This window comes from Candidatus Desulfofervidus auxilii (assembly GCA_030262725.1).
Taxonomy (GTDB): Bacteria; Desulfobacterota; Desulfofervidia; order Desulfofervidales; family Desulfofervidaceae; genus JAJSZS01.
Window position 1 is genome coordinate 1 of sequence record JAJSZS010000014.1, and the last position, 18423, is coordinate 18423.

31 protein-coding genes and 2 pseudogenes are annotated in these 18423 nt (G+C 28.3%); all 33 read left to right on the top strand.

What is annotated here, in order from left to right; all coding sequences use genetic code 11:
* Positions 1-400: hypothetical protein (locus tag LWW95_08070; protein ID MDL1956982.1), on the top strand; the 400-nt coding region annotated here is incomplete at its 5' end.
* 18 nt (positions 401-418) lie between these two features.
* The gene (locus LWW95_08075; protein MDL1956983.1) at positions 419-616 is read left to right on the top strand and encodes a hypothetical protein; all 198 of its coding nucleotides are present in this window, start codon (positions 419-421) and stop codon (positions 614-616) included.
* Between the two features lie 99 nt (positions 617-715).
* Complete coding sequence (locus LWW95_08080; GenBank protein MDL1956984.1) at positions 716-1342, top strand: CHC2 zinc finger domain-containing protein; 627 nt, start codon at positions 716-718, stop codon at positions 1340-1342.
* Between the two features lie 35 nt (positions 1343-1377).
* The gene (locus LWW95_08085; GenBank protein ID MDL1956985.1) at positions 1378-1551 is read left to right on the top strand and encodes a ribbon-helix-helix domain-containing protein; all 174 of its coding nucleotides are present in this window, start codon (positions 1378-1380) and stop codon (positions 1549-1551) included.
* Positions 1551-2339 (top strand): PD-(D/E)XK nuclease family protein, encoded by a 789-nt coding sequence (locus LWW95_08090; GenBank protein MDL1956986.1) that lies wholly within the window; start codon positions 1551-1553, stop codon positions 2337-2339. The genes LWW95_08085 and LWW95_08090 overlap by 1 nt, the downstream gene beginning before the upstream one ends.
* Before the next feature lie 114 nt (positions 2340-2453).
* Positions 2454-3332 (top strand): recombinase RecT, encoded by an 879-nt coding sequence (locus tag LWW95_08095; GenBank protein ID MDL1956987.1) that lies wholly within the window; start codon positions 2454-2456, stop codon positions 3330-3332.
* A 9-nt stretch (positions 3333-3341) separates the two neighbouring features.
* The gene (locus LWW95_08100; GenBank protein ID MDL1956988.1) at positions 3342-4268 is read left to right on the top strand and encodes a hypothetical protein; all 927 of its coding nucleotides are present in this window, start codon (positions 3342-3344) and stop codon (positions 4266-4268) included.
* A gap of 956 nt (positions 4269-5224) precedes the next feature.
* Positions 5225-6244 (top strand): hypothetical protein, encoded by a 1020-nt coding sequence (locus tag LWW95_08105; GenBank protein MDL1956989.1) that lies wholly within the window; start codon positions 5225-5227, stop codon positions 6242-6244.
* Entirely contained in the window at positions 6232-7824 is a 1593-nt protein-coding gene (locus LWW95_08110) for an ATP-dependent helicase (protein MDL1956990.1), read from the top strand. The genes LWW95_08105 and LWW95_08110 overlap by 13 nt, the downstream gene beginning before the upstream one ends.
* Complete coding sequence (locus LWW95_08115) at positions 7821-8213, top strand: hypothetical protein (GenBank protein MDL1956991.1); 393 nt, start codon at positions 7821-7823, stop codon at positions 8211-8213. The genes LWW95_08110 and LWW95_08115 overlap by 4 nt, the downstream gene beginning before the upstream one ends.
* A gap of 135 nt (positions 8214-8348) precedes the next feature.
* The gene (locus LWW95_08120; protein ID MDL1956992.1) at positions 8349-8753 is read left to right on the top strand and encodes a hypothetical protein; all 405 of its coding nucleotides are present in this window, start codon (positions 8349-8351) and stop codon (positions 8751-8753) included.
* On the top strand, positions 8746-9012 hold the full coding sequence (locus tag LWW95_08125) for a hypothetical protein (GenBank protein ID MDL1956993.1): 267 nt from the start codon (positions 8746-8748) through the stop codon (positions 9010-9012). Before LWW95_08120 ends, LWW95_08125 begins: the two co-directional genes overlap by 8 nt.
* A complete protein-coding gene (locus tag LWW95_08130; GenBank protein ID MDL1956994.1) occupies positions 8993-9283 on the top strand; it encodes a hypothetical protein in 291 nt (96 codons plus the stop codon). The genes LWW95_08125 and LWW95_08130 overlap by 20 nt, the downstream gene beginning before the upstream one ends.
* A complete protein-coding gene (locus LWW95_08135; protein ID MDL1956995.1) occupies positions 9283-9798 on the top strand; it encodes a recombinase family protein in 516 nt (171 codons plus the stop codon). Before LWW95_08130 ends, LWW95_08135 begins: the two co-directional genes overlap by 1 nt.
* A 10-nt stretch (positions 9799-9808) precedes the next feature.
* Positions 9809-10021 carry a hypothetical protein gene (locus tag LWW95_08140; GenBank protein ID MDL1956996.1) on the top strand — a complete coding sequence of 71 codons (213 nt, stop codon included), beginning with the start codon at positions 9809-9811 and terminating at the stop codon, positions 10019-10021.
* A complete protein-coding gene (locus tag LWW95_08145) occupies positions 9999-10205 on the top strand; it encodes a hypothetical protein (GenBank protein MDL1956997.1) in 207 nt (68 codons plus the stop codon). Before LWW95_08140 ends, LWW95_08145 begins: the two co-directional genes overlap by 23 nt.
* On the top strand, positions 10180-10716 hold the full coding sequence (locus tag LWW95_08150; GenBank protein ID MDL1956998.1) for a hypothetical protein: 537 nt from the start codon (positions 10180-10182) through the stop codon (positions 10714-10716). Before LWW95_08145 ends, LWW95_08150 begins: the two co-directional genes overlap by 26 nt.
* Positions 10717-10738: 22 nt before the next feature.
* Entirely contained in the window at positions 10739-11977 is a 1239-nt protein-coding gene (locus LWW95_08155) for a hypothetical protein (GenBank protein MDL1956999.1), read from the top strand.
* 18 nt (positions 11978-11995) lie between these two features.
* Positions 11996-12634 carry a hypothetical protein gene (locus LWW95_08160; protein MDL1957000.1) on the top strand — a complete coding sequence of 213 codons (639 nt, stop codon included), beginning with the start codon at positions 11996-11998 and terminating at the stop codon, positions 12632-12634.
* Positions 12631-12855 carry a hypothetical protein gene (locus LWW95_08165; GenBank protein MDL1957001.1) on the top strand — a complete coding sequence of 75 codons (225 nt, stop codon included), beginning with the start codon at positions 12631-12633 and terminating at the stop codon, positions 12853-12855. The genes LWW95_08160 and LWW95_08165 overlap by 4 nt, the downstream gene beginning before the upstream one ends.
* Positions 12843-13589: a hypothetical protein gene (locus LWW95_08170; protein MDL1957002.1), complete on the top strand. Its 747-nt coding sequence runs from the start codon at positions 12843-12845 to the stop codon at positions 13587-13589. The genes LWW95_08165 and LWW95_08170 overlap by 13 nt, the downstream gene beginning before the upstream one ends.
* Positions 13586-14575: pseudogene (locus LWW95_08175) on the top strand (site-specific DNA-methyltransferase). The gene LWW95_08170 and the pseudogene LWW95_08175 overlap by 4 nt, the downstream one beginning before the upstream one ends.
* Before the next feature lie 246 nt (positions 14576-14821).
* A pseudogene (locus LWW95_08180) lies at positions 14822-14989 on the top strand (site-specific DNA-methyltransferase).
* A 124-nt stretch (positions 14990-15113) separates the two neighbouring features.
* Positions 15114-15326, top strand: a complete 213-nt coding sequence (locus LWW95_08185) for a hypothetical protein (protein MDL1957003.1) — start codon at positions 15114-15116, stop codon at positions 15324-15326.
* Positions 15323-15646, top strand: a complete 324-nt coding sequence (locus tag LWW95_08190) for a hypothetical protein (GenBank protein MDL1957004.1) — start codon at positions 15323-15325, stop codon at positions 15644-15646. Before LWW95_08185 ends, LWW95_08190 begins: the two co-directional genes overlap by 4 nt.
* Positions 15633-15938: a hypothetical protein gene (locus LWW95_08195; GenBank protein ID MDL1957005.1), complete on the top strand. Its 306-nt coding sequence runs from the start codon at positions 15633-15635 to the stop codon at positions 15936-15938. The genes LWW95_08190 and LWW95_08195 overlap by 14 nt, the downstream gene beginning before the upstream one ends.
* On the top strand, positions 15925-16209 hold the full coding sequence (locus LWW95_08200; protein MDL1957006.1) for a hypothetical protein: 285 nt from the start codon (positions 15925-15927) through the stop codon (positions 16207-16209). Before LWW95_08195 ends, LWW95_08200 begins: the two co-directional genes overlap by 14 nt.
* Positions 16206-16553, top strand: coding sequence for a hypothetical protein (locus LWW95_08205; protein MDL1957007.1), 348 nt, complete (start codon positions 16206-16208; stop codon positions 16551-16553). The genes LWW95_08200 and LWW95_08205 overlap by 4 nt, the downstream gene beginning before the upstream one ends.
* Complete coding sequence (locus LWW95_08210; GenBank protein ID MDL1957008.1) at positions 16550-16729, top strand: hypothetical protein; 180 nt, start codon at positions 16550-16552, stop codon at positions 16727-16729. The genes LWW95_08205 and LWW95_08210 overlap by 4 nt, the downstream gene beginning before the upstream one ends.
* Positions 16716-16889 carry a hypothetical protein gene (locus LWW95_08215; GenBank protein ID MDL1957009.1) on the top strand — a complete coding sequence of 58 codons (174 nt, stop codon included), beginning with the start codon at positions 16716-16718 and terminating at the stop codon, positions 16887-16889. Before LWW95_08210 ends, LWW95_08215 begins: the two co-directional genes overlap by 14 nt.
* On the top strand, positions 16865-17611 hold the full coding sequence (locus tag LWW95_08220; protein ID MDL1957010.1) for a site-specific DNA-methyltransferase: 747 nt from the start codon (positions 16865-16867) through the stop codon (positions 17609-17611). Before LWW95_08215 ends, LWW95_08220 begins: the two co-directional genes overlap by 25 nt.
* Complete coding sequence (locus LWW95_08225) at positions 17611-18006, top strand: hypothetical protein (protein MDL1957011.1); 396 nt, start codon at positions 17611-17613, stop codon at positions 18004-18006. Before LWW95_08220 ends, LWW95_08225 begins: the two co-directional genes overlap by 1 nt.
* A complete protein-coding gene (locus LWW95_08230; protein ID MDL1957012.1) occupies positions 18006-18422 on the top strand; it encodes a hypothetical protein in 417 nt (138 codons plus the stop codon). The genes LWW95_08225 and LWW95_08230 overlap by 1 nt, the downstream gene beginning before the upstream one ends.
* The last annotated feature ends 1 nt before the right edge of the window (position 18423 follow it).

Genomic DNA, 18423 nt, shown 5'->3' on the forward strand with positions numbered 1-18423 from the left:
AAAACAACCTTACGAAATTTTAGGAGTTGAAAAAGAATTTTGGGAAGATTTTGAAGACGAATTTTGTGAAGCTCTTGATAATTCAAAACATTTTCGGGAGTTTTATCAACGTTGTCAAAAGTTTTCAGAGAATTTTTTAGCTATGATGTTAGCTGAATTTAGTGCTGGATTAGGTATTCTTGCCTTGCGTGAAGTTTATTTAGAGGTTTATATTGTTTTGGGTAGTTGTTTTATGTTTGACCTTGAAAAATATCACCCTGATAGTGATTATATAGATTCTGCCTTTTTATTTGAAAAATTAAAACGACTTCCTAAAGAACTTCTAATAGCTTTTTTGTGGTTCATGGTTGAAGCAATCGGACAATGTAATTTCAGTTTAAATAAAACCATAATTAATTAAGGATGGTAGGAGGAAAAAATGGATTTGAAAGAAAAGTTAGAGAAAGTTTGTGAGATTTGTGAAAGGATAAGAAAAGAAATGTTGGTTAAATGGGTTGAAAGCATAGTTTATGATAAAGAAGAAGAATATTTAGAATTTATAAAAAATGTAGTTTGTGGTTTGAGTGATGAGGAATTAAAAAAATTTTATAATAAATATTTTGGAATAATAAATTAATTGGGGGAAAGTCATGCATATCCTATGCTTATGATGCTGAAGGGCTTTTTTTAAGATTTATTGAAGAAGTAAGACGTCATGCTGAAGGTGAGAGAGATAATGGAAGCGATTAAATCAGGTATTGATGCAGCTAAAGAGGATTATTATAACTGGATAGCCAATTTTTTCCCTGAATATAAACCTTATTTAAAGTCGCCATCTAGGTCGGAAGTATTAAGTGCTTTTTCTGATACAATAAAGAAGATTTTACCTGAAAAAATTAAAGAGTTGAAAAAGCGTCAAAAAGAATTTGAAAATAAGTTAAAAAGATTACCTCCTCCAAGAAATGAATATGAATTTGTGGCAAGGAGAGCAATTTTGAATTTTGTCATTGAGGAGTATGATAAAAAAATAAGAGAGTTGTATAGTTTTTTAAAGCCTAAAAAAGTAAAAAAACAAAGAGAAAAAGAAAAAATTACAGAATTTGATATTGAAAGAGCAAAAGAATATCCCATTGTCACTTTAGCTGAAGAACTTGGTTTTAGCCCTAAAAGAGTTGGACAAAATTATTTTATTAAATGCCCTTTTCATGAAGAAACACATCCAAGTTGTTGCCTTAATCCTGAAAAAAACATTTTTTACTGCTTTGGATGCCAAAAAGGTGGTAATGTAATTACATTTTATATGGAAGTTACAGGAAAAACGTTTAAAGAAGCAGTTGAAGATTTAGCATTTGACAAATTTTAAAAAATGAGCTATATATCCCAAAAGGAGGTGAGAGAATGGCTAAAGAGAAAAAAGTAAATCCAAGGGTTGATTTTTTGTTAAGGATTCCACCAGAATTGATGAAGGAAGTTAATGATTATTCAAAGAAATTGGGTATCACAAAAACTGAGCTTATCAAAATAGGAATCGAAAGGTTATTAAGAGACCTTAAAAAAGAAGATAAAAAATAATGGTGGTTAGTTACTCTAGATTAAACAGGTATAGAACTTGTGGTATTTCTTATTATTTTTACTATATCGTTGGTAAAAAATATCCACCAACTATTGGTATGATTTTAGGCACTGCTTTCCATGATACTTATAAACTAAATTTCAAACAAAAATTGGCAATCAATGAAGACATGTCTGTTGAGAATCTTCAAAAGATTTTTATAAAAAAATATGATAAGTTAGTTAAAAAAGTCAGATGGTCACCAAGTCAAATAGGTAAGGAAGAAGAGCTTTTAGAATTTCATAAAAATAAAGGTCTTAAGTTAGTCAAATTGTTTTACCCTATTGCTCAAAAGCTTATTCCTCTCAGTGCTGAAGATAAATATAGAGTGAAAATACCAAAAGAAAATCTTGAAATTATTATCAAACCTGACCTTATTGTTTATGATGGTATTATTGACTTTAAAACTAAAACAAGAAAATCTGTCCCTGATTTTAATCAACTTTTACTTTACTCTTTTGCTTATAAAGAACTTTGTAAAAAACCTCCTAAACATTTAACTTTTTATGACCTTATTTACACAAAAACTAAAGAATATATTTTAAAACATAGCATTGATGGAAATGTAGATGCACAGCCAGAAATACTGATTCAAGAAGTAAAAGCTATATTAAAAGCGATAGAAAATAAAATCTTTTTTCCTGCACAGCCTAACTCATGGAAATGCAGTGCTGAGTATTGTGAATATTATGATGAGTGCCTTTATGGGAAAAGAAGACATGAAACCTACCAAAGAATCGAAGAATAAAAAAGAAATTAAAATACCTAGCTTGTTATTTAACCTTTTAACTCCAGAAGAAAAAAGAAAAATCTTTTTAAAGAAAGAAATTAAATTAATTAAAATAAAAAAGGAGGAATAGTTATGGATTATAAAGAAGTCCTTGAAATTGCAAATATTTTAGTGCAGAGTGGTCTTTTTCCTAATGCAAAGAATAAAGAAGGTGCATTTGCAATACTTGAGTATGGTAGAGAACTTGGAATCCCACCTGTAGTAGCCTTACAGAATATTTCAATTGTGAAAGGAAGGCTTTGTTTATCAGCACAATTAATGTTAACGTTAGCAATTAGAAATAATGTGATCTATCAAATTGAAAAAAATGATGACCATGAATGTATTATCAAATTCACAAGAATAATTAGAGATAAAGCCGTAAGTTATATAAGCAGATTTACAATAGAGGAGGCTAAAAAAGCACAATTGATAAGACAGGATAGTAATTGGTTGAAATATCCAAAGGATATGCTTTTTCACAGGTGTGTCAGTAGAGGGTTAAGAAGAGTAGCTCCTGATATTATCATGGGTGCTTTATTACCTGAAGAGGCAAGTGAAATCAAAGAAATAGAAGCAGAAGAAGCAGTAGAAGAAGAAAAAATAGAACCTTTAGAAAAAGCACCAGAAGCTTTAGAAACAAAGAAAGGTAAGGTAATTGAAATACCTAAAGAAAAAGAAGAAGAGAAACCTTTAGAAACACCTTTATTATTAGATGGAGTAGCTCAAGAAGAAGAAGTTGAGGTTATAAAGGAAGAAGAGGAAGAAAAAAAGGAAGAAGAGGAAAAAGAAGTAGGTAAAGAAGAAAATTTATTTGAAAGCTTAAAAAAAGAGATAGATGAAATTGATACTATAGATAAACTTGTTGATTGGGTGTCAAATAAAAGGTCTATTATTGATAAAATGAAGCCCAACGAAAGAGACGAAATTAAACGTTATTATCAGAATAAATTAATTCAACTTTCTGAATAACTTTAAAGAATGCAACAAAAACAACAAATTGCTAAGTGTCTTGGAATGTTTTATTTTCTGAATGGAGAAGAAATACCTCATAAATGGAGAAGACAATTAGCAGAAATGTTCATAATAATGTGTTTATTTTCTTATGATACTACAGTGGATGATTTGTTATATAAACATGGCTTGTTAAAAAAAATAGAAAAAAGAAAAAATGATCCATTATGGAAAGATATATTTGAATTACTGGCAACTTTTACTGAAAAAGAAATAAATCCAATATCAGTTTGTAAGAATTATATATGGTTTCATTATTGTTGTAGCACAGATATGCAAAAAACATGTCCTGTTGCAAAAATGTTTCATTTTAGAGAGCTTCCTAATTTTAAAATAATTAAAATATATCGTAAGCAGGGTCCTGATATTTTTTATGATATTAAATTAAATAGTCATTATAAAATACTTAAAAATGTGACATCAAAAAATTTATTAAATTTTTCATCAATAGAAAGTCTTTTTTTAGATTTTTTTGGTTTTGTTCCAGTAAAGCCACAATCACCAAAATGGAGAGAAATAGTTAGATTTTTAATTGATACAGTAACTGAAGTTATTCCTATGCCAAAAGATCAATATGAACAAAGAGAATATGGTAGAATAGAAAAAGTTTTAAGACAGTTAGCAACTAGAGTTGAAGCTGAATATACACTAAAACAATGGAAAAGAGATTTACCTGTTTATCATCCTGAAAAAGCAGTATTTTGTTTCCCAACAGATTCTATCATAAATGAAATAAAAGCAAGAAAAATTGCCTTTCCTAATGAAAAAATCTTCCAAATTCTTCAAGAATTTCATCATTGGAAGCTAGAAGATATAATTATTGAAGGCAAAAAAGTAAAAGCTTGGGTAGCTCCTTTTGGTTTAGATGTTTTTAAGGAAGAAACTAATGTCTAAAATTATAGCTATCACTTCTCTTATTATAATATACAAAAACCCCCTTTTTTTCCGCTGTTCAAATGGAATATGAAATGTTCCATATTCCAATGAGTATTTCTTTTAATAATATATAGGGCACTTAATAACAACAAAGAGATTGGAACATAAAACTTCATATCCTAATGGAATATGGTTATTTTTTTAATTTTTTTATAATATATAGGATAGTTATTTACTGCAAAAAAACCGACTACCAATAAACTCTTTGGAAGAATGCATTAATATATATTTAATTTTTAATAACATATACGATACTTAAAGCATATATCTCTCCATTAAAAAAATACATTCCATATGTATTTTTTAATAAATATCCTATTTATAGTATAAAATTAAATATGGATTAAACACCACATATATATTCCATTCGCACTGCTGTGAAAACAAAAGTTGCGGGTTTAAGTAAATGTCTAAATGCCCAATAAATCAATAAAATTTGTAAATACCCAATAAATCAATAAAAAAAGTATAGTCCAAAGTAATTTTTGAAATAACTTACCTATATTTTATAGGAAATTGATATATATAGAATTTAGTTATGGAAGTATATAGTTTGTTAGAATGTTTTTTATAAAATATAGGAGATTTACGTAAAAATGAAATTATTGCTATATATAAAAAAGGCATATGCCAAATTAAGTATATATTCCGTATTTTTTGCAGAATGTAAGTTTCGGATATTTTGTAATATTTTTAAAAAAAAGGGTGTTAAAAAGAAGGAGATGATATTTTACATTCCGATATGGGAGAATAAATAAGTTATGTATAAATCATTAAAAGTGGAAATATTTGGAATATTGCCCATAAAATATTCCATTTGAACAGCGGAAAAAAGGGGGTTTTTTATATAATATAATAAGGAGGGGCTTGACAAAGTTATTGAAGTATTATATATATAAACAGGAGGTGGTAAGATGTTTTACAAGGAGCTTGACCGTCATGTGATGTGTATTTTGTATTTTAATAAGGATGAGTATAAAGAAATAATAAAGAAAATGGCTGAAGATTATGGGATTGATTTAGAAGAAATTTTTTTAAGGTTTTGTAGATGGCTTTGTTTAGAGCAATTGGATAAAGAAAAATTACTTAAAGGTAAAATTGAGAAAATGGTAGACCCAGTTATTCCATATTTTTATAGTCTACCGATAGATGTTCGTGTTGCTTTAAAGTGGGTTTATGATGTTGATGTTGAAGACCCTTCTCGTTTGAAGAAGATCTTATTAGGGTTAATTACTTCAAATCCTGAAGTGCAAAAATATTTGATTGATGTTGAAAAAATTGAACTTAAAAATATTTCAGAAGATAAGTTAAATAAAGCTATAAAAGATCCAATAGTTTCATATTTTTCTACTTTACCTAATCACATTCGTGCTCTTATAAAAGCTATTTATAAAGTGGATATTGAAAATCCTGCACATTTAAAAGAAGTTTTATTGAAATTAATTACTTTTCCTTTAAAACAACATTTATTTAAACCTATAAAAGAAATAATTAAACCAAAAGAAATTCGTCATCAAAGATATGGTTATTTATCTTGTCCATTTTGTGGGAAAAATCATAATTTATCAAAACAAAAAAGTGATCGTGCTGGTATTTATGTTACTTATTGTTATTTAAGGAAGATAAAGTTTGTTTTACATAGAAAAAATTTAAGGGGTTTGAAAGAATATGGAATTTTCCCTTATAAAAAAGATCATTGTGAAACTTTTACAAGAAGATTTGATATTAAGGATTTAAAGTGTGTAGTGCCTTTAACTTTAGTAAAAAATCTTTCGTTTTATTGTCCTTTTTGTAAAAAGAAACATGATGTGGAGTTTAAAAAAAGTAGGAGTGTGCTTAAGGTATTTTGTAAAGATGCTGAAATGGATATAATATTTTATGATATTGAAGATGTTGTTCATGGTAATCCTTTTTTTGTAAGATGGGAGTTATAAAATATTTTGGTCCCCCAGGCACAGGTAAAACTAGAACATTAATAGGTATATTAAATAATTTAGCGAAGAAGTATGCTCCAGATAAGATTGGTTTTTATTCATTTACAAGAGCAGCGGCATATGATGCAAAGAAAAGGGCTGTAGCTGTGACAGGAAAGGAGTGGAAGGATTTTTCTCATTTTGGCACTATACATTCAGAATGTTTTAAGCAACTCAATTTGGATAAAGCTCAAGTGCTTGATGAGCATAAATTTGCTGAGTTTTGTGAGAAAAATGGTTATGAATATAAATTGAGAAAAACTATGGTTGAAGAGGCACTTGAATTTGGCATGGATATTTATGATGTGGTTAATATTGATAATACAACAACAAAAATGTATGCACTTTATCAATTGTCAAGAGAATTGATGGTGCCTCCTGAAAAAACTTTACATGAATATTTAAACTATTTCCCAGAGCCAAGTTATGGTATTAATGTTGTTAAATATAGGGACTTTATAAAAAAATACAATTTATATAAAGAAAAGAATGGTTTATTTGATTTTAGTGATTTTGTTGAGATATGTTTAAAAGAGGGTTTGGTTCCAGAGCTTGATGTTGTATTTATTGATGAGTGTCAGGATTTGACAAGGCTTGAGTGGGAATATGTTAAGCGTTTGATAGCGAATGCCAAGATAGCTTTTATTGCGGGAGATGTGGATCAAACTATTTATGTATGGAGAGGTGCAGCACCACAATATTTTCTTAATTTTCCTGGTAAGGATAAGATGTTGACTGATAGTCATAGAGTGCCAATTGCGGTTTGGAAGAAGGCTTTTAATTTAATTAAAAGGAATCATATTAGAAAGCAGGATTTAATTTATTTACCTAAAAATGAGAAAGGAGAATTTAAATATATTAGGGATATTAATTATTTAGATTTTGACCAGTTATTAAATGAGAAAACCTTTATTTTAAGTAGAAACTGGTTTTTTTTAAAAGAAATAGCAAAAACTTTAGAAAAGTCAGCTATACCTTTTGTAACTATTGGTTTAACTTCTTTATATAAAAAAAGTATAGTTGATGCAATTATGGCTTTAGAAAAAATTAGAAAAAAAGAACCAGTTGTTACAAGTGATTTAAAAGCATTATTTAAATTGATTAGTGCAAAACCGTGGCTGGTGTTGGGTGCAAAAACAAAAATTCAAAAAGAGAAAAAAGAAAAATTTTATAATTTTGATGAGTATAAACAATTTATGACAGAATTGTTTTTAAATAAAATTAGTAAATTAGAAGATGCTTTGGATGTTCTTAAAATAGATGCAAGTTATAAAAATTTTTATTTAAAACTTATTAAAAAAGGTATTGAATATTTGCAAAAAGAACCAACGATTACACTTGCAAGTATTCATTGGTCAAAGGGTCTTGAAGCAGATAATGTTATTTTAGTTTCTAATATTAGTTATAAGACTTTAATTTCAACCAAAGTATATCCAGAGGATGAAAGAAGAGTTTTTTATGTTGGTATGACTAGGGCAAAAAAAAGATTATATATTTTAGAGCCAAATTATGAATATTTTTATGAGGAGTTGTTCCGATGAAGTTTTTAGTAATTAAAGGTTCTTTTTTTAAAATTTGTAAGGATGGTAATATAGAAATTGGTAACATGGCAGATGAGGATGGTTATTTAATCAAGCATAATGATAGATTTAAATTCATACCTGCAACATGGGATGAGAAAGTTGATGTTTTATTGGAGAGGAATGCGCATATTAAAGGAATGATTTTATGTCCTGTTTTTCGTCCTTTTGAGGTAGTAATAGTTGATGATGATTTGATAGAAATTCCATATCCCCATAGAAAAGTATATAAGTGGGCAGTGACTTATGAAGTTTTTGATGACTTACAAAAAGCAATGGAAAGGTCAAGAGAATTAGGGGAAAAATTTTTTGATGGTGAAGTTGATTTTTATAAAAGGAGAAAAAGATGAAAATAAAAGTAGATCAAGTAAGTGATAATGTAGTTAATATAAGAGTTTTTGAAGAAAATAAAACATTAGTTGATGCTCATATTAGCTTTGATTTTTTGTTAAAAGTTTTAAATTTTCTTTTAAAGGGGTGTGGTAATGGGGAGACCATTTTATCTAAGAAAGAATATGATAGATTGGGATGCAATTGCGTGGATAGAAGGTTATGTGGATGCGAGAGAAATGCTAGAAGATTTGTATGTTATAAAAAAAATGTCGCTTCGTGCTATTGGAAAAAAACTGGGGTTATCTGGAAAAGCTGTTGCTGATAAGGTAAAGGAATTAGGATTAGAAAGAACTTATTGGAGACCGTGGCGTAAAAGAGAGAAAGAGCTGGCTTTTATAGAACAGGAATTAGAAAAAGGAAAGACATTAACAGAAATATTAAAAGAGCTTGGATATGCTGGTAGGTTTAATATGTCACTTTATAAAACAATTAAGAAAAGAGGGTGGGTAAAGAGGTGGAAAGGAAGAAAAGTTTTTTGGGTTAAAGAGAATGGATAAAGATTTATTTAAAAAATGGTTAAAAATTCTTCAAGTATTTGATGGTGTTTTATTAGTGCGTAGTCGTATTTTAGGTGAGACAATTGCTTTTTGTGTAAGGGAGAAAATAAATGAATATAGAAATAAAGGATATGTGGTTTATGCTCCAAGTGAAGTAATTTATTTAGTTTTAAAAAAACCTAATAAAGAGGCTTTAATAACAATTCATAATATTAAAAAATTTTTGGGGGGTGTTATCGTTGAGAAGAGAAGCGACTAAGGAGGAGTTGGAAAAATTTATTGAGGTTTGTAGAAAATTGTTGGATAAATTAGAAAAAGAAAATCCTGAAAAATTTTTATCTGGTTTATGTATTATTGCATATAAAGATGGTTTTATTGAATGTGTTCCACTTGGTTATGGTAACAATTTGGTTGCGATGTGTTTAGAGTTTTTCTATAATGCGAATATTTTACCTGAAGATATGTTAATGAGATGGAAAGAGGATGTATTGAGTTTTTTAGAAAAGGCGCAGGAGGTGAATGTCCATTGATGTTTGGGCTTGATAAAGAGACTATTAAATTAATTTATGAATTATCAGAGCAGTATGGTGTGAGAAAGGTGGTAAAGATTTTAAATCAAAAAGGTGTGTTAAGTAAGAAAGGTAAGCCTATATATAAAAGGATGATTCAGGAGATTTTAAAACAGGATTTTGATTTTATTGACCCAGAATTAAAAGAAAGAGTAAAAAAAGCACAAAAAGACCGAGTTAGAAATATGTTTAAAGATGCATTTAAGACTACTGCAATTATGACATATTGGTGTCCAAAATATGATTGTTTTTTTACTAATCCAGAGACATGTTTTTATAAAATCTATAAAAAAGGATGTATTGAAAATTGTAATGTGGGTAAAAAACTTGTTGAAAAATTTCCTAAAAAATTTAAAGAAGTTAAACGAAAACTTGAAGCGTTAAGTAAAAAAGTATTTATGCCTCAAGAACCAATTTTAGATGTCAGTTTAGTTGAAGAAATACCTTTTAGCCAGTTGGATGAGTTAGAAATTTAAGGAGGTAAGTATGAAGAGTTTTTGGCGTATTTTTAAAGGTTTTCTTTTAGCTATTTGTTGTATAGTTTTTTTGTTAAGTTCAGCAGGGTTGATGAGTCTGGGAGTTTATAAATTGATAATGTTTTTTGAAATTAGTGTAAGAGATTTAATTTTAATTTGGGCAGTAAGTTGTTTGTTGTTAATTTTTGAATTTTGGAGAGATGAAGGGCAAGATAGATTGTGAAAACTTTGGCACGGAGAAATGTGCTTTTAAAAATATAGAAGATCCTGATTTTAAATTTTACTGGAGTTATGATAAGGGTGATTTTTGGGAAGTGGAAATAGTGTTTGATTGCAGAGAGATTTGTCCATTTTATAAACCAAAGAAAAAAGGAGAAGAAGATGCAAATAAAAAATCTAACAATTAATGATAAGATAGAACTGTTTAATTTGTTGGTTATTGGATTAAAATTGAAAATTGTCACTCCTAAAACAGCGTGGAAATTGCTTTATCCTATTTTAAAAGATTATAAGAAAAGCATTCAGGAAGCAGGAGTTAAAGCTGTTAAAAAAGATGGGGTTGTTGTTTTAGAAAGTTTAGCTGGAAAAATTATAAGAAAAGAAATGTGGAGTGATGATTTTCTTTATTTTAATAAGGAATTTTTTGAAGAAGAAGTGCCATTAGAAATTGGCGATCTTTATCTTTCAAAGGATTTTAGTATTATTGGTGAGGTTGTTGCAAATTTTAATTTAAAATTAGTTGATATTTATGGAGAAAAAGAGGCTATAGAAAATTATTTAACATTTTTGAATAAGGTAAAAGAGGAATTTTTGAGTTTTGTAAATAAAAAAGGAGAAATAAAAGGAGAAAAAATAATTGATTTCTTAAAAGAGTTGAAGGGTTTGTTTGAAGCTGTTAAATGTGATAAAATAAGTTAAAAATTATAAAGGAGATGATAAAATGCAAGAGACAGAAAGATTATTATTAATTAATGAAGTAATGCGTGTTACAGCCAGAATAATGGCAAAAAATGCAATTGGTTCAGCTACTATTGTTTATTCTAAAAATGGGAAGACATATTTACTGACAAATCACCATGTGATTGAAAATAATATTGAATATAAGCAGGTATGGGATACTGTGATTAAAAAAGATGTGAAAAAAGATTTTACAAGTCCTGTTGAGGTTCATACTTATAGATTAGATGACACTGGAAGAGTTTTAGGTTTGCAGTCAGTTTTAGCTCATATTGCGGATTATAATAAAGAACAGGATATTGCTCTTTTAGTTATAGATGACCCAATGGAATATCCAACAGCAAAACTCTATCCTAAAGAAATGGCTGATAAAGTGCCTTTAATGGTGCCGCTTGCTTGTTGTGGTGCTGCTTTGGGGCAGAAACCTATTATTACGTTTGGTCATTTAAATGGAATACAAATAGAGATAGATAATTATGAGTATTACCTCAGCTCAGCTCCTGCTATATTTGGTAATTGTCTACCCAGTGATACGTTAATATCTATGTATGATGGTTCTGTTAAGAAAATATCAGAAATTAAAGAAGGTGATTGTGTTTGGTCTCTTGGTTATTATGGTTTAAAAAAATCTTATGTTAAACGTCTTATTAATAGTGGTAAAAAAACTATTTTAGAAATGAGAACAAAAACAAAAAAATTAAGAGCGTCTGATAATCATCCTGTTTTATGTCTTGAAAAAGTGTGGTCAGTGGATAATGAGGCTTCTTATACTCTTATTTGGAGAAAGCTTGGAAGTCTAAAAGAAGGAGATACTGTTATTACTTTAAATTCAAATAATATTAATTTTGAAAGAATTAGAAAAATAGAAACAGTAAGTGAAGAAGAAACTTATGATATACAGTTAGATAATATTCATAATTTCTTTGCTAATGGAGTTTTGGTCCATAATTCTGGCGGTGGTATTTTTACTCCAATTAATAATCACTGGTATTTCTTTGGCATTCCAAGTCGTGTTTCAGTAACTTTTCTAGGATGGGCAGCTAATGCTATTACTCATATGAGTTATTTTATGCCTATCAGTCGTATTTATAATTGGCTGGATGAGATTTGTTATCAATTTATTTATGATCCTAATTATACACCAGAACAGTGTGAAGAGCTAAGAAAGGAAAAGAAAGAAAGAGAATTGGCTATGTTTGTAAGAACAAAAAGTAGAGAGTAAATGGAATTTTAGGAAAACATGGAGAAATTAACAAAATATTTTGATTTCTTTTGTCTATTAGGGGATTCAAAAAGGCATAGATATGATGAAGAATTAAGACAAATTTTTATTCAAAAAAAACTTTCTAAATATTTTAAAAATGAATATGAAAGAATAGCATTTTTACGACTTGTATTTTCTTCTTGTTTTAAACATTCTTTTATTAACCCTTTTTTGATTGCTTTATTGGGATTAGCAAAAATTGAAAAACCGACTTTATGTGAGGAGTTTGTTGAAGAAATAAATGAAGAAATTGTTGAGCGACTTGCAAGGTATGATTATATGATTAAGGTTAATTATGAGCGTTTATTTAATTATACATACTATGGAGAGGTATGTGCAGATATGATAGGTGAAATTGAAAATAATGGTATAGATTTTGATTTTTATAAATTTGGAAATATTTGTTGTGAGATAGTAGAAAAAGTTTATTTTGATAAAAAAACTGGAAAAATTTGTTTAAAAATGGATAGTTTAACACTTCCAGAAAGATTTGTTGTAGGTTTAATATATCCTAATCTAAATTTTTTAGGTGATATGGTATTTAGGTGTGAGCAAGAATTGGAAAAAGATTTAGAAGATGATACTCGGCGTTATTATATTCCTTTGGAAGAATGAAAGAAATCCTTTATTTAATTGAAAAAGTTAGAAAAGAAAATCCATATCCTGAAAGTGTTTTTCCTGAAATAAGTTTAGAGGAATATAAAAAAATAAATGAATTGCTTATAAAACATTTAGGATTTCCTTTAGATAGGCTTTCAGGTAATATTGGAAGAAAGATTTGGAATATTTGTTTAGATCAAATTAAAAAATACTTAAAAGAAACATGGAGAAATTAACAAAATATTTTGATTTCTTTTGTTTATTAGGGGATTCAAAAAGGCATAGATATGATGAAGAATTAAGACAAATTTTTATTGAAAAAAAATTTTTTGAATATTTTATAAATGAATATGAAACAATACCACTTTTACGACCTGTATTTTCTTCTTGTTCTGAACATTCTTTCATTAACCCTTTTTTAATTGCTTTATTGGGATTAGCAAAAATTGAAAAACCGACTTTATGTGAAGAATTTGTTAAAGAAATAGATAAAGAAGTTGTTGAGCCAATTACAGAATATAATGATTATAGATATACAATTGAAGTTGATTATGAGCGTTTACTCAATTATACAAATTATGAAAAGATATGTGATATTATGGTAAATGCAATCTATGACAATGGTATAGATGTTGATTATTTTTATGAATTTGAGGGTCTTTGTTGGGAAATAATAGAAAGAGTTTATTTTGATAAAGAAACTGGAAAAATTTGTTTAAAAATGGATAATTTAACGTTTCCAGGGAGGTTTGCTTTAAGTTTAGTATGGTCTAGTGAAGATTTTTTATATGATATGGTGAATGAATGTATAAAGGAATTAAAAAGTGATTTAAAATATGACACTGAACGTTATTATAAGTGGCTAGAAGCTGGTTATTGCCCTAAGTGTGATGCAATAATCTTTCCTAAAAGTGCATATGAACTTGTATGTCCTGTTTGTGGGACTCCTTTAAAAAGAATAGAAGAATGAAAGAATATTTTAAAACAGATTTAGGGGTATTGTATCAAGGACATGTATTGGAAGTATTAAAAAGTTTACCTGATGAAAGCGTGGATTGTATTATTACTTCGCCACCTTACTGGAGTCAGAGATATTATCCTAATACAAATGTAATATGGGGTGGGAATCCTGATTGTAAACATGAATGGATAACTATAATAGCAAAACATGATAATTTAAGACCCAATAAGGTTAGTGAAAAAAGTTGTGTTGGTAGTAATAAAGTTTTGGATTTTAGAATTGGTGAGGATGTAGAGGAAGCAGTTTGCAAAAAATGTGGAGCATATTATGGTCAATTAGGATTAGAATTCAGTTTGGATTTATATATTGACCATCTTTTAGAAATAATGAAGGAATTAAAAAGAGTATTAAAAAAGACAGGAATTATTTATTGGAATCACAGCGATTGTTATTCAGGTAGTGGTAAAGGTTTTGGGATGGTGGACCCTAAATATCCTTCTGCTGTAAATGTGAGAAATATGATTAAACGCAAATTTAAAACAAATTTACCTAAAAAATGTATGTGTCTCCAGAATTATCGTTTTATTATACGTTGTATTGATGAATTAGGGCTTATTTTAAGAGATATAATAATCTGGGAAAAGACTAATCATCTTCCAGAAAGTTGTCGTGATAGATTTACAAGAGTTTATGAGCCAATATTTATGTTAACAAAAAGTGAAAAGTATTGGTTTGATTTAGATATAGTAAGAGAGCCTCATAAACAGAGTTCAATTGAAAGGGCAATGAGAGGTGTAAGTGAAAATCATAAATATGCAATTTTACCTGAATATGGAGGAGGAGGTGGTTTAAATAAACCAAGGTCTAACATTAAACATGATATAGCTCTTGGTAGGGTCGGTAGTTATGATGACCCTTTACATAATAGACCATTACATCCACTTGGGAAAAATCCTGGTAATATTTGGAAAATCCCAACTCAAAAATTAAAGGAAGCTCATTATAGTGCTTTTCCTGAGAAATTAGTTGAAAAGATAATTAAAACAAGTTGTCCTCAATATATATGTAAAAAATGTAAAAAAGCAAGGGAAAGGATAATACAGACTGTTTATGAATGGCAAATCAAAGGGAAAACAATGGGGGAAAAACAAAGCAGTAAACAAATGGCAACAATTCCTGGTCATGCTAATGCAATTCATTATAGCGTTGGCTGGACAGATTGTGGTTGTGATGCTGGTTGGAAGCCTGGTGTTGTTCTTGATCCTTTTTTAGGTTCTGGCACTACAGCAGTAGTAGCAGAAAAGCTAGGTAGATGCTGGATAGGTATTGAGTTAAATCCTGAATATTGTGAAATAGCAAAAAGGAGAATTTTAAAAAACCAAAAAAAATTGCCATTAGAATGTCTATGAGAATGCTTTGTATTTTTGATTTAGAGACTAACAGGTCTTATTATATTTGAATGCTTTTGAAACGTGCTTATAAGCCAAATATGAAGGTGTTTGGAATAATTTTAAATTAAAAAGGAGGTAAAAGATGAGAATTATTGAAATTGAATATGGTAAATTAATTAGTAGTGATTTTAATAACGAAAAAATCACAGTTAGGGCAGTTGTAGAGGAAGGAGAAAATCCTGAGGAGGTTTGTGATAAATTGAAAGAATTTGTTGAAAGGCAATTTGGAAGGGATATTAAAGAAATGGCTAAAAGAGAATTGTTAGAAGAGTTAAAACAGAGGTTGATGGAGTGAAAAAATTTAGTAGTTTTTATCAAGAAAAAAAAGATATAAGTGATGTAAAGATTGCGTCTTATAAAAAGATAAAGAAGTATTTTGTTTTATCTACAACAGTTGACCCTGTGTTAGCAGAAGATTTTTTATTAACTATTTTAAGATCTTATTCAAAATTTCCTCTTGATGATGCGATTATTTTGAGAAAGAAAGTTCCTTTTTATACAGCAGAAGTTAGAGATTTTATAGAGTGGAGAACATTAGATTATCTTAAACAAATTCCCATATTTTGTTGGATTTTTGTTTTTGCTTTGTGTGGGGTAACTGATGAGAAAATTTAGTGCCATTTTTCAAGAAAAAGAAAATATAAGTAAAGTAAGAATTATACATAAAAAAGGGATAACAGATTTGTTTTTTTCAGTTAAAGGTTATGACCCTAAGCGTTTTTCAAAATATATATATGAAATTTTTAAGGGTAGTCCTAAATTTTTTGATATAAAACTTTTTAGAAAGAGAATTCCTTTTTATTCAATAGAGATACGTGATTTCTTAGCATTAAATATTAAGAAAATTCCTATATTTTTTTGGATTTTTATTTTTGCCTTATGTGGAGTAGCTTATGAAAAAATTTAGTGCCATTTTTCAAAAAAAAGATAATATAACTAATGTAGAAATTGAATGTAGTAAAGGATCGCTACATTTATTTTTATATGAACTATATGATATTTATTTAAGAACCCGTTCCTTGTCGATTATAAAATCTTATAAAACCTTTCCTTTAAGGAAGGTAGTTGTTTATAGAAAAAGAGTGCCTTTTTATCATGGAGAGGTTATTTTAGGAATTGCGGAAGCTCCAACATTTTGTTGGATTTTTGTTTTTGCTTTATCTGCTTTAAAAAAATGAAGAAATTTACTTCTATTTTTTATAAAAAAGAAAACATAACTAAAGTGATATTGAAGTATATTAAATTAAAAGAACATCAGCTTTTTGATTGTTTTAAATTTAAAGAATCTGTATCTAGTAAAAAATATATTTTGCTTTTAAGGGAATTTTCACCACTTTTTCCTCTTAAGGAATTAGTAATAAGAAGAAAAAAAGTAATTTATCATTCTTCTTTATTTAAATCTTTCACATTCAGTCATGCTGCTGTTTTTAAAATTCCTGAATATGAAAGTAAATATTTAAATTTTTGCACTATTTTTGTTTTTGCTTTAAATGCAATAAAAAAAGGAGGTAAACGATCATGAATGTTTACGACCTTGATTGGCTTGGGGATACTATTCGTTATTTATTAAGGTTGTGGGAACATGCGCCTGATTCTATTAAACCTTATTATGAAATCGGTGTGTTTGTTTTAAAAGTGAATGTGGTAGATGGAAAAATTGAATTTGTCATTGAAAAAAAGCAAGATGTTAGTAGCTAAATATGAAGTTTGTGAGATATTTTCTATAAGTCTATTAAGTAAGAATAATTCATGTTTTATCAAAATAGAAATTTTTAAAAAGTTAAATAAAGAACAAGAAAAAGAATTAATTGAACATTTAAAGGATTTTTTAGAATGGTTATCTTTAAAACTGAACTAGGTGTTTTATATCAAGGTGATGCTTTAAAAATTTTGGCAAAGGTTTCTGATAATAGTGTTGATTTAATTTTAACTGATCCGCCATATGGTTTAGAAAATGTTTCTGTTATTAAAAGGAATGGTGGTAAATTTGGTAAGGCTAAAGCTATTGGTGCTAATTTAGATAAACAGGTGATTTCAGGAATTTCTTATAAAGATTGGATTCCTCTGGCTTATAAAAAATTAAAACCAGCAGGTGTTTTGATAACTTTTTGTCAGAAAATGGATATTTCAGATATAGCAAAGTTTTTAGAAAAAGAGTTAGGTATGGTTGTGAGACATATTGGAGTGTGGCACAAAACAAATCCTCCACCACAGGCAAGAAAAGTTCAATGGATGAATGCATGGGAGCCTTTTATTATTGCTACAAAAAATAAAGGTAGTGGGCATCATTATAATTATAAAGAAGGGCAATTTGGTGATGTAATTTCAACACCTATCTGCATGGGAAGTGAAAGAACAGAACATCCTACTCAAAAACCATTAAAACTTTTCTATCCTTTAATTAAATGGTGGTCTTTTGAAGGTGATTTGGTTTTAGACCCATTTATTGGAAGTGGAACAACAGCCGTAATTTGCGAAAAATTGAAAAGAAAATGGATTGGTATTGAAATTAACGAAAAATTTTGTAAAATTGCAAAAGAGAGGATTTTAAATGAAGCAAAACAATTAAAACTTTTTTGATGTTAAGCGAAATAATTAAAATAAGAAGGTTATTAGAAAAAGGTAAAGTAGAAAAGGCAATTGAATCAATTTATGGGTTGGAAAGTAAGCTTTTAGCCAATAAAAAGACTAAATATTTTATTGGAGGAGTTGATTGGAGTCTTTGTGTTATTTATGGAGGGGTGATTTTAACTCTTTATCCTGAAAGTGAACCTATTCTTCTATTTTGGTTTTCTAATTTTAATAGCATTTTGGAATTTGCTCATAAAATAAAAGGGCTTAAAGGGAAGAAAGAATATGCAATAATTGAAAATAGAAATGATAGGTTGTTGTGGAAGGTGGTTGTAGGTCAAAAATATTTAAAAAGCATTGCTGATGAGATTATTATTTCTAAAGAACAGTTGAGTGTGTTTTAATGCAAAGAAATTATTTATGTCCATTTTATTCTACCTGTCTTACAGAATGGGCTAAAAAAGGTATTGCGCCTACTTGTTCTTTTTGTAAATTTAAAGATTTAAAAGTAGAAGAAGAAATTGATTTAACATCACTTCTTAGATTGTGGGCGGCAGTTTTAAAAAGAGCAGTTGATGATTATAAAGAAGCTTTAACAGGTAATAAAAAAATGACTCTCTTATCTTTAAAAAGATGGTTTTATAATAAAAATAATAATGTTGGAACTTTTAGATGGATTTGTGATTTGTTAAATATAAATCCTGAATGGTTTTTAAAAAAATTAGAAAGTCAACTTTTTGATGAAATTAGTTTTGAAATTCCTGAAAAAGATAAAATTAAAAAATCAACTCCAACTTTAATAATAAAAGAAGGAGGATAAA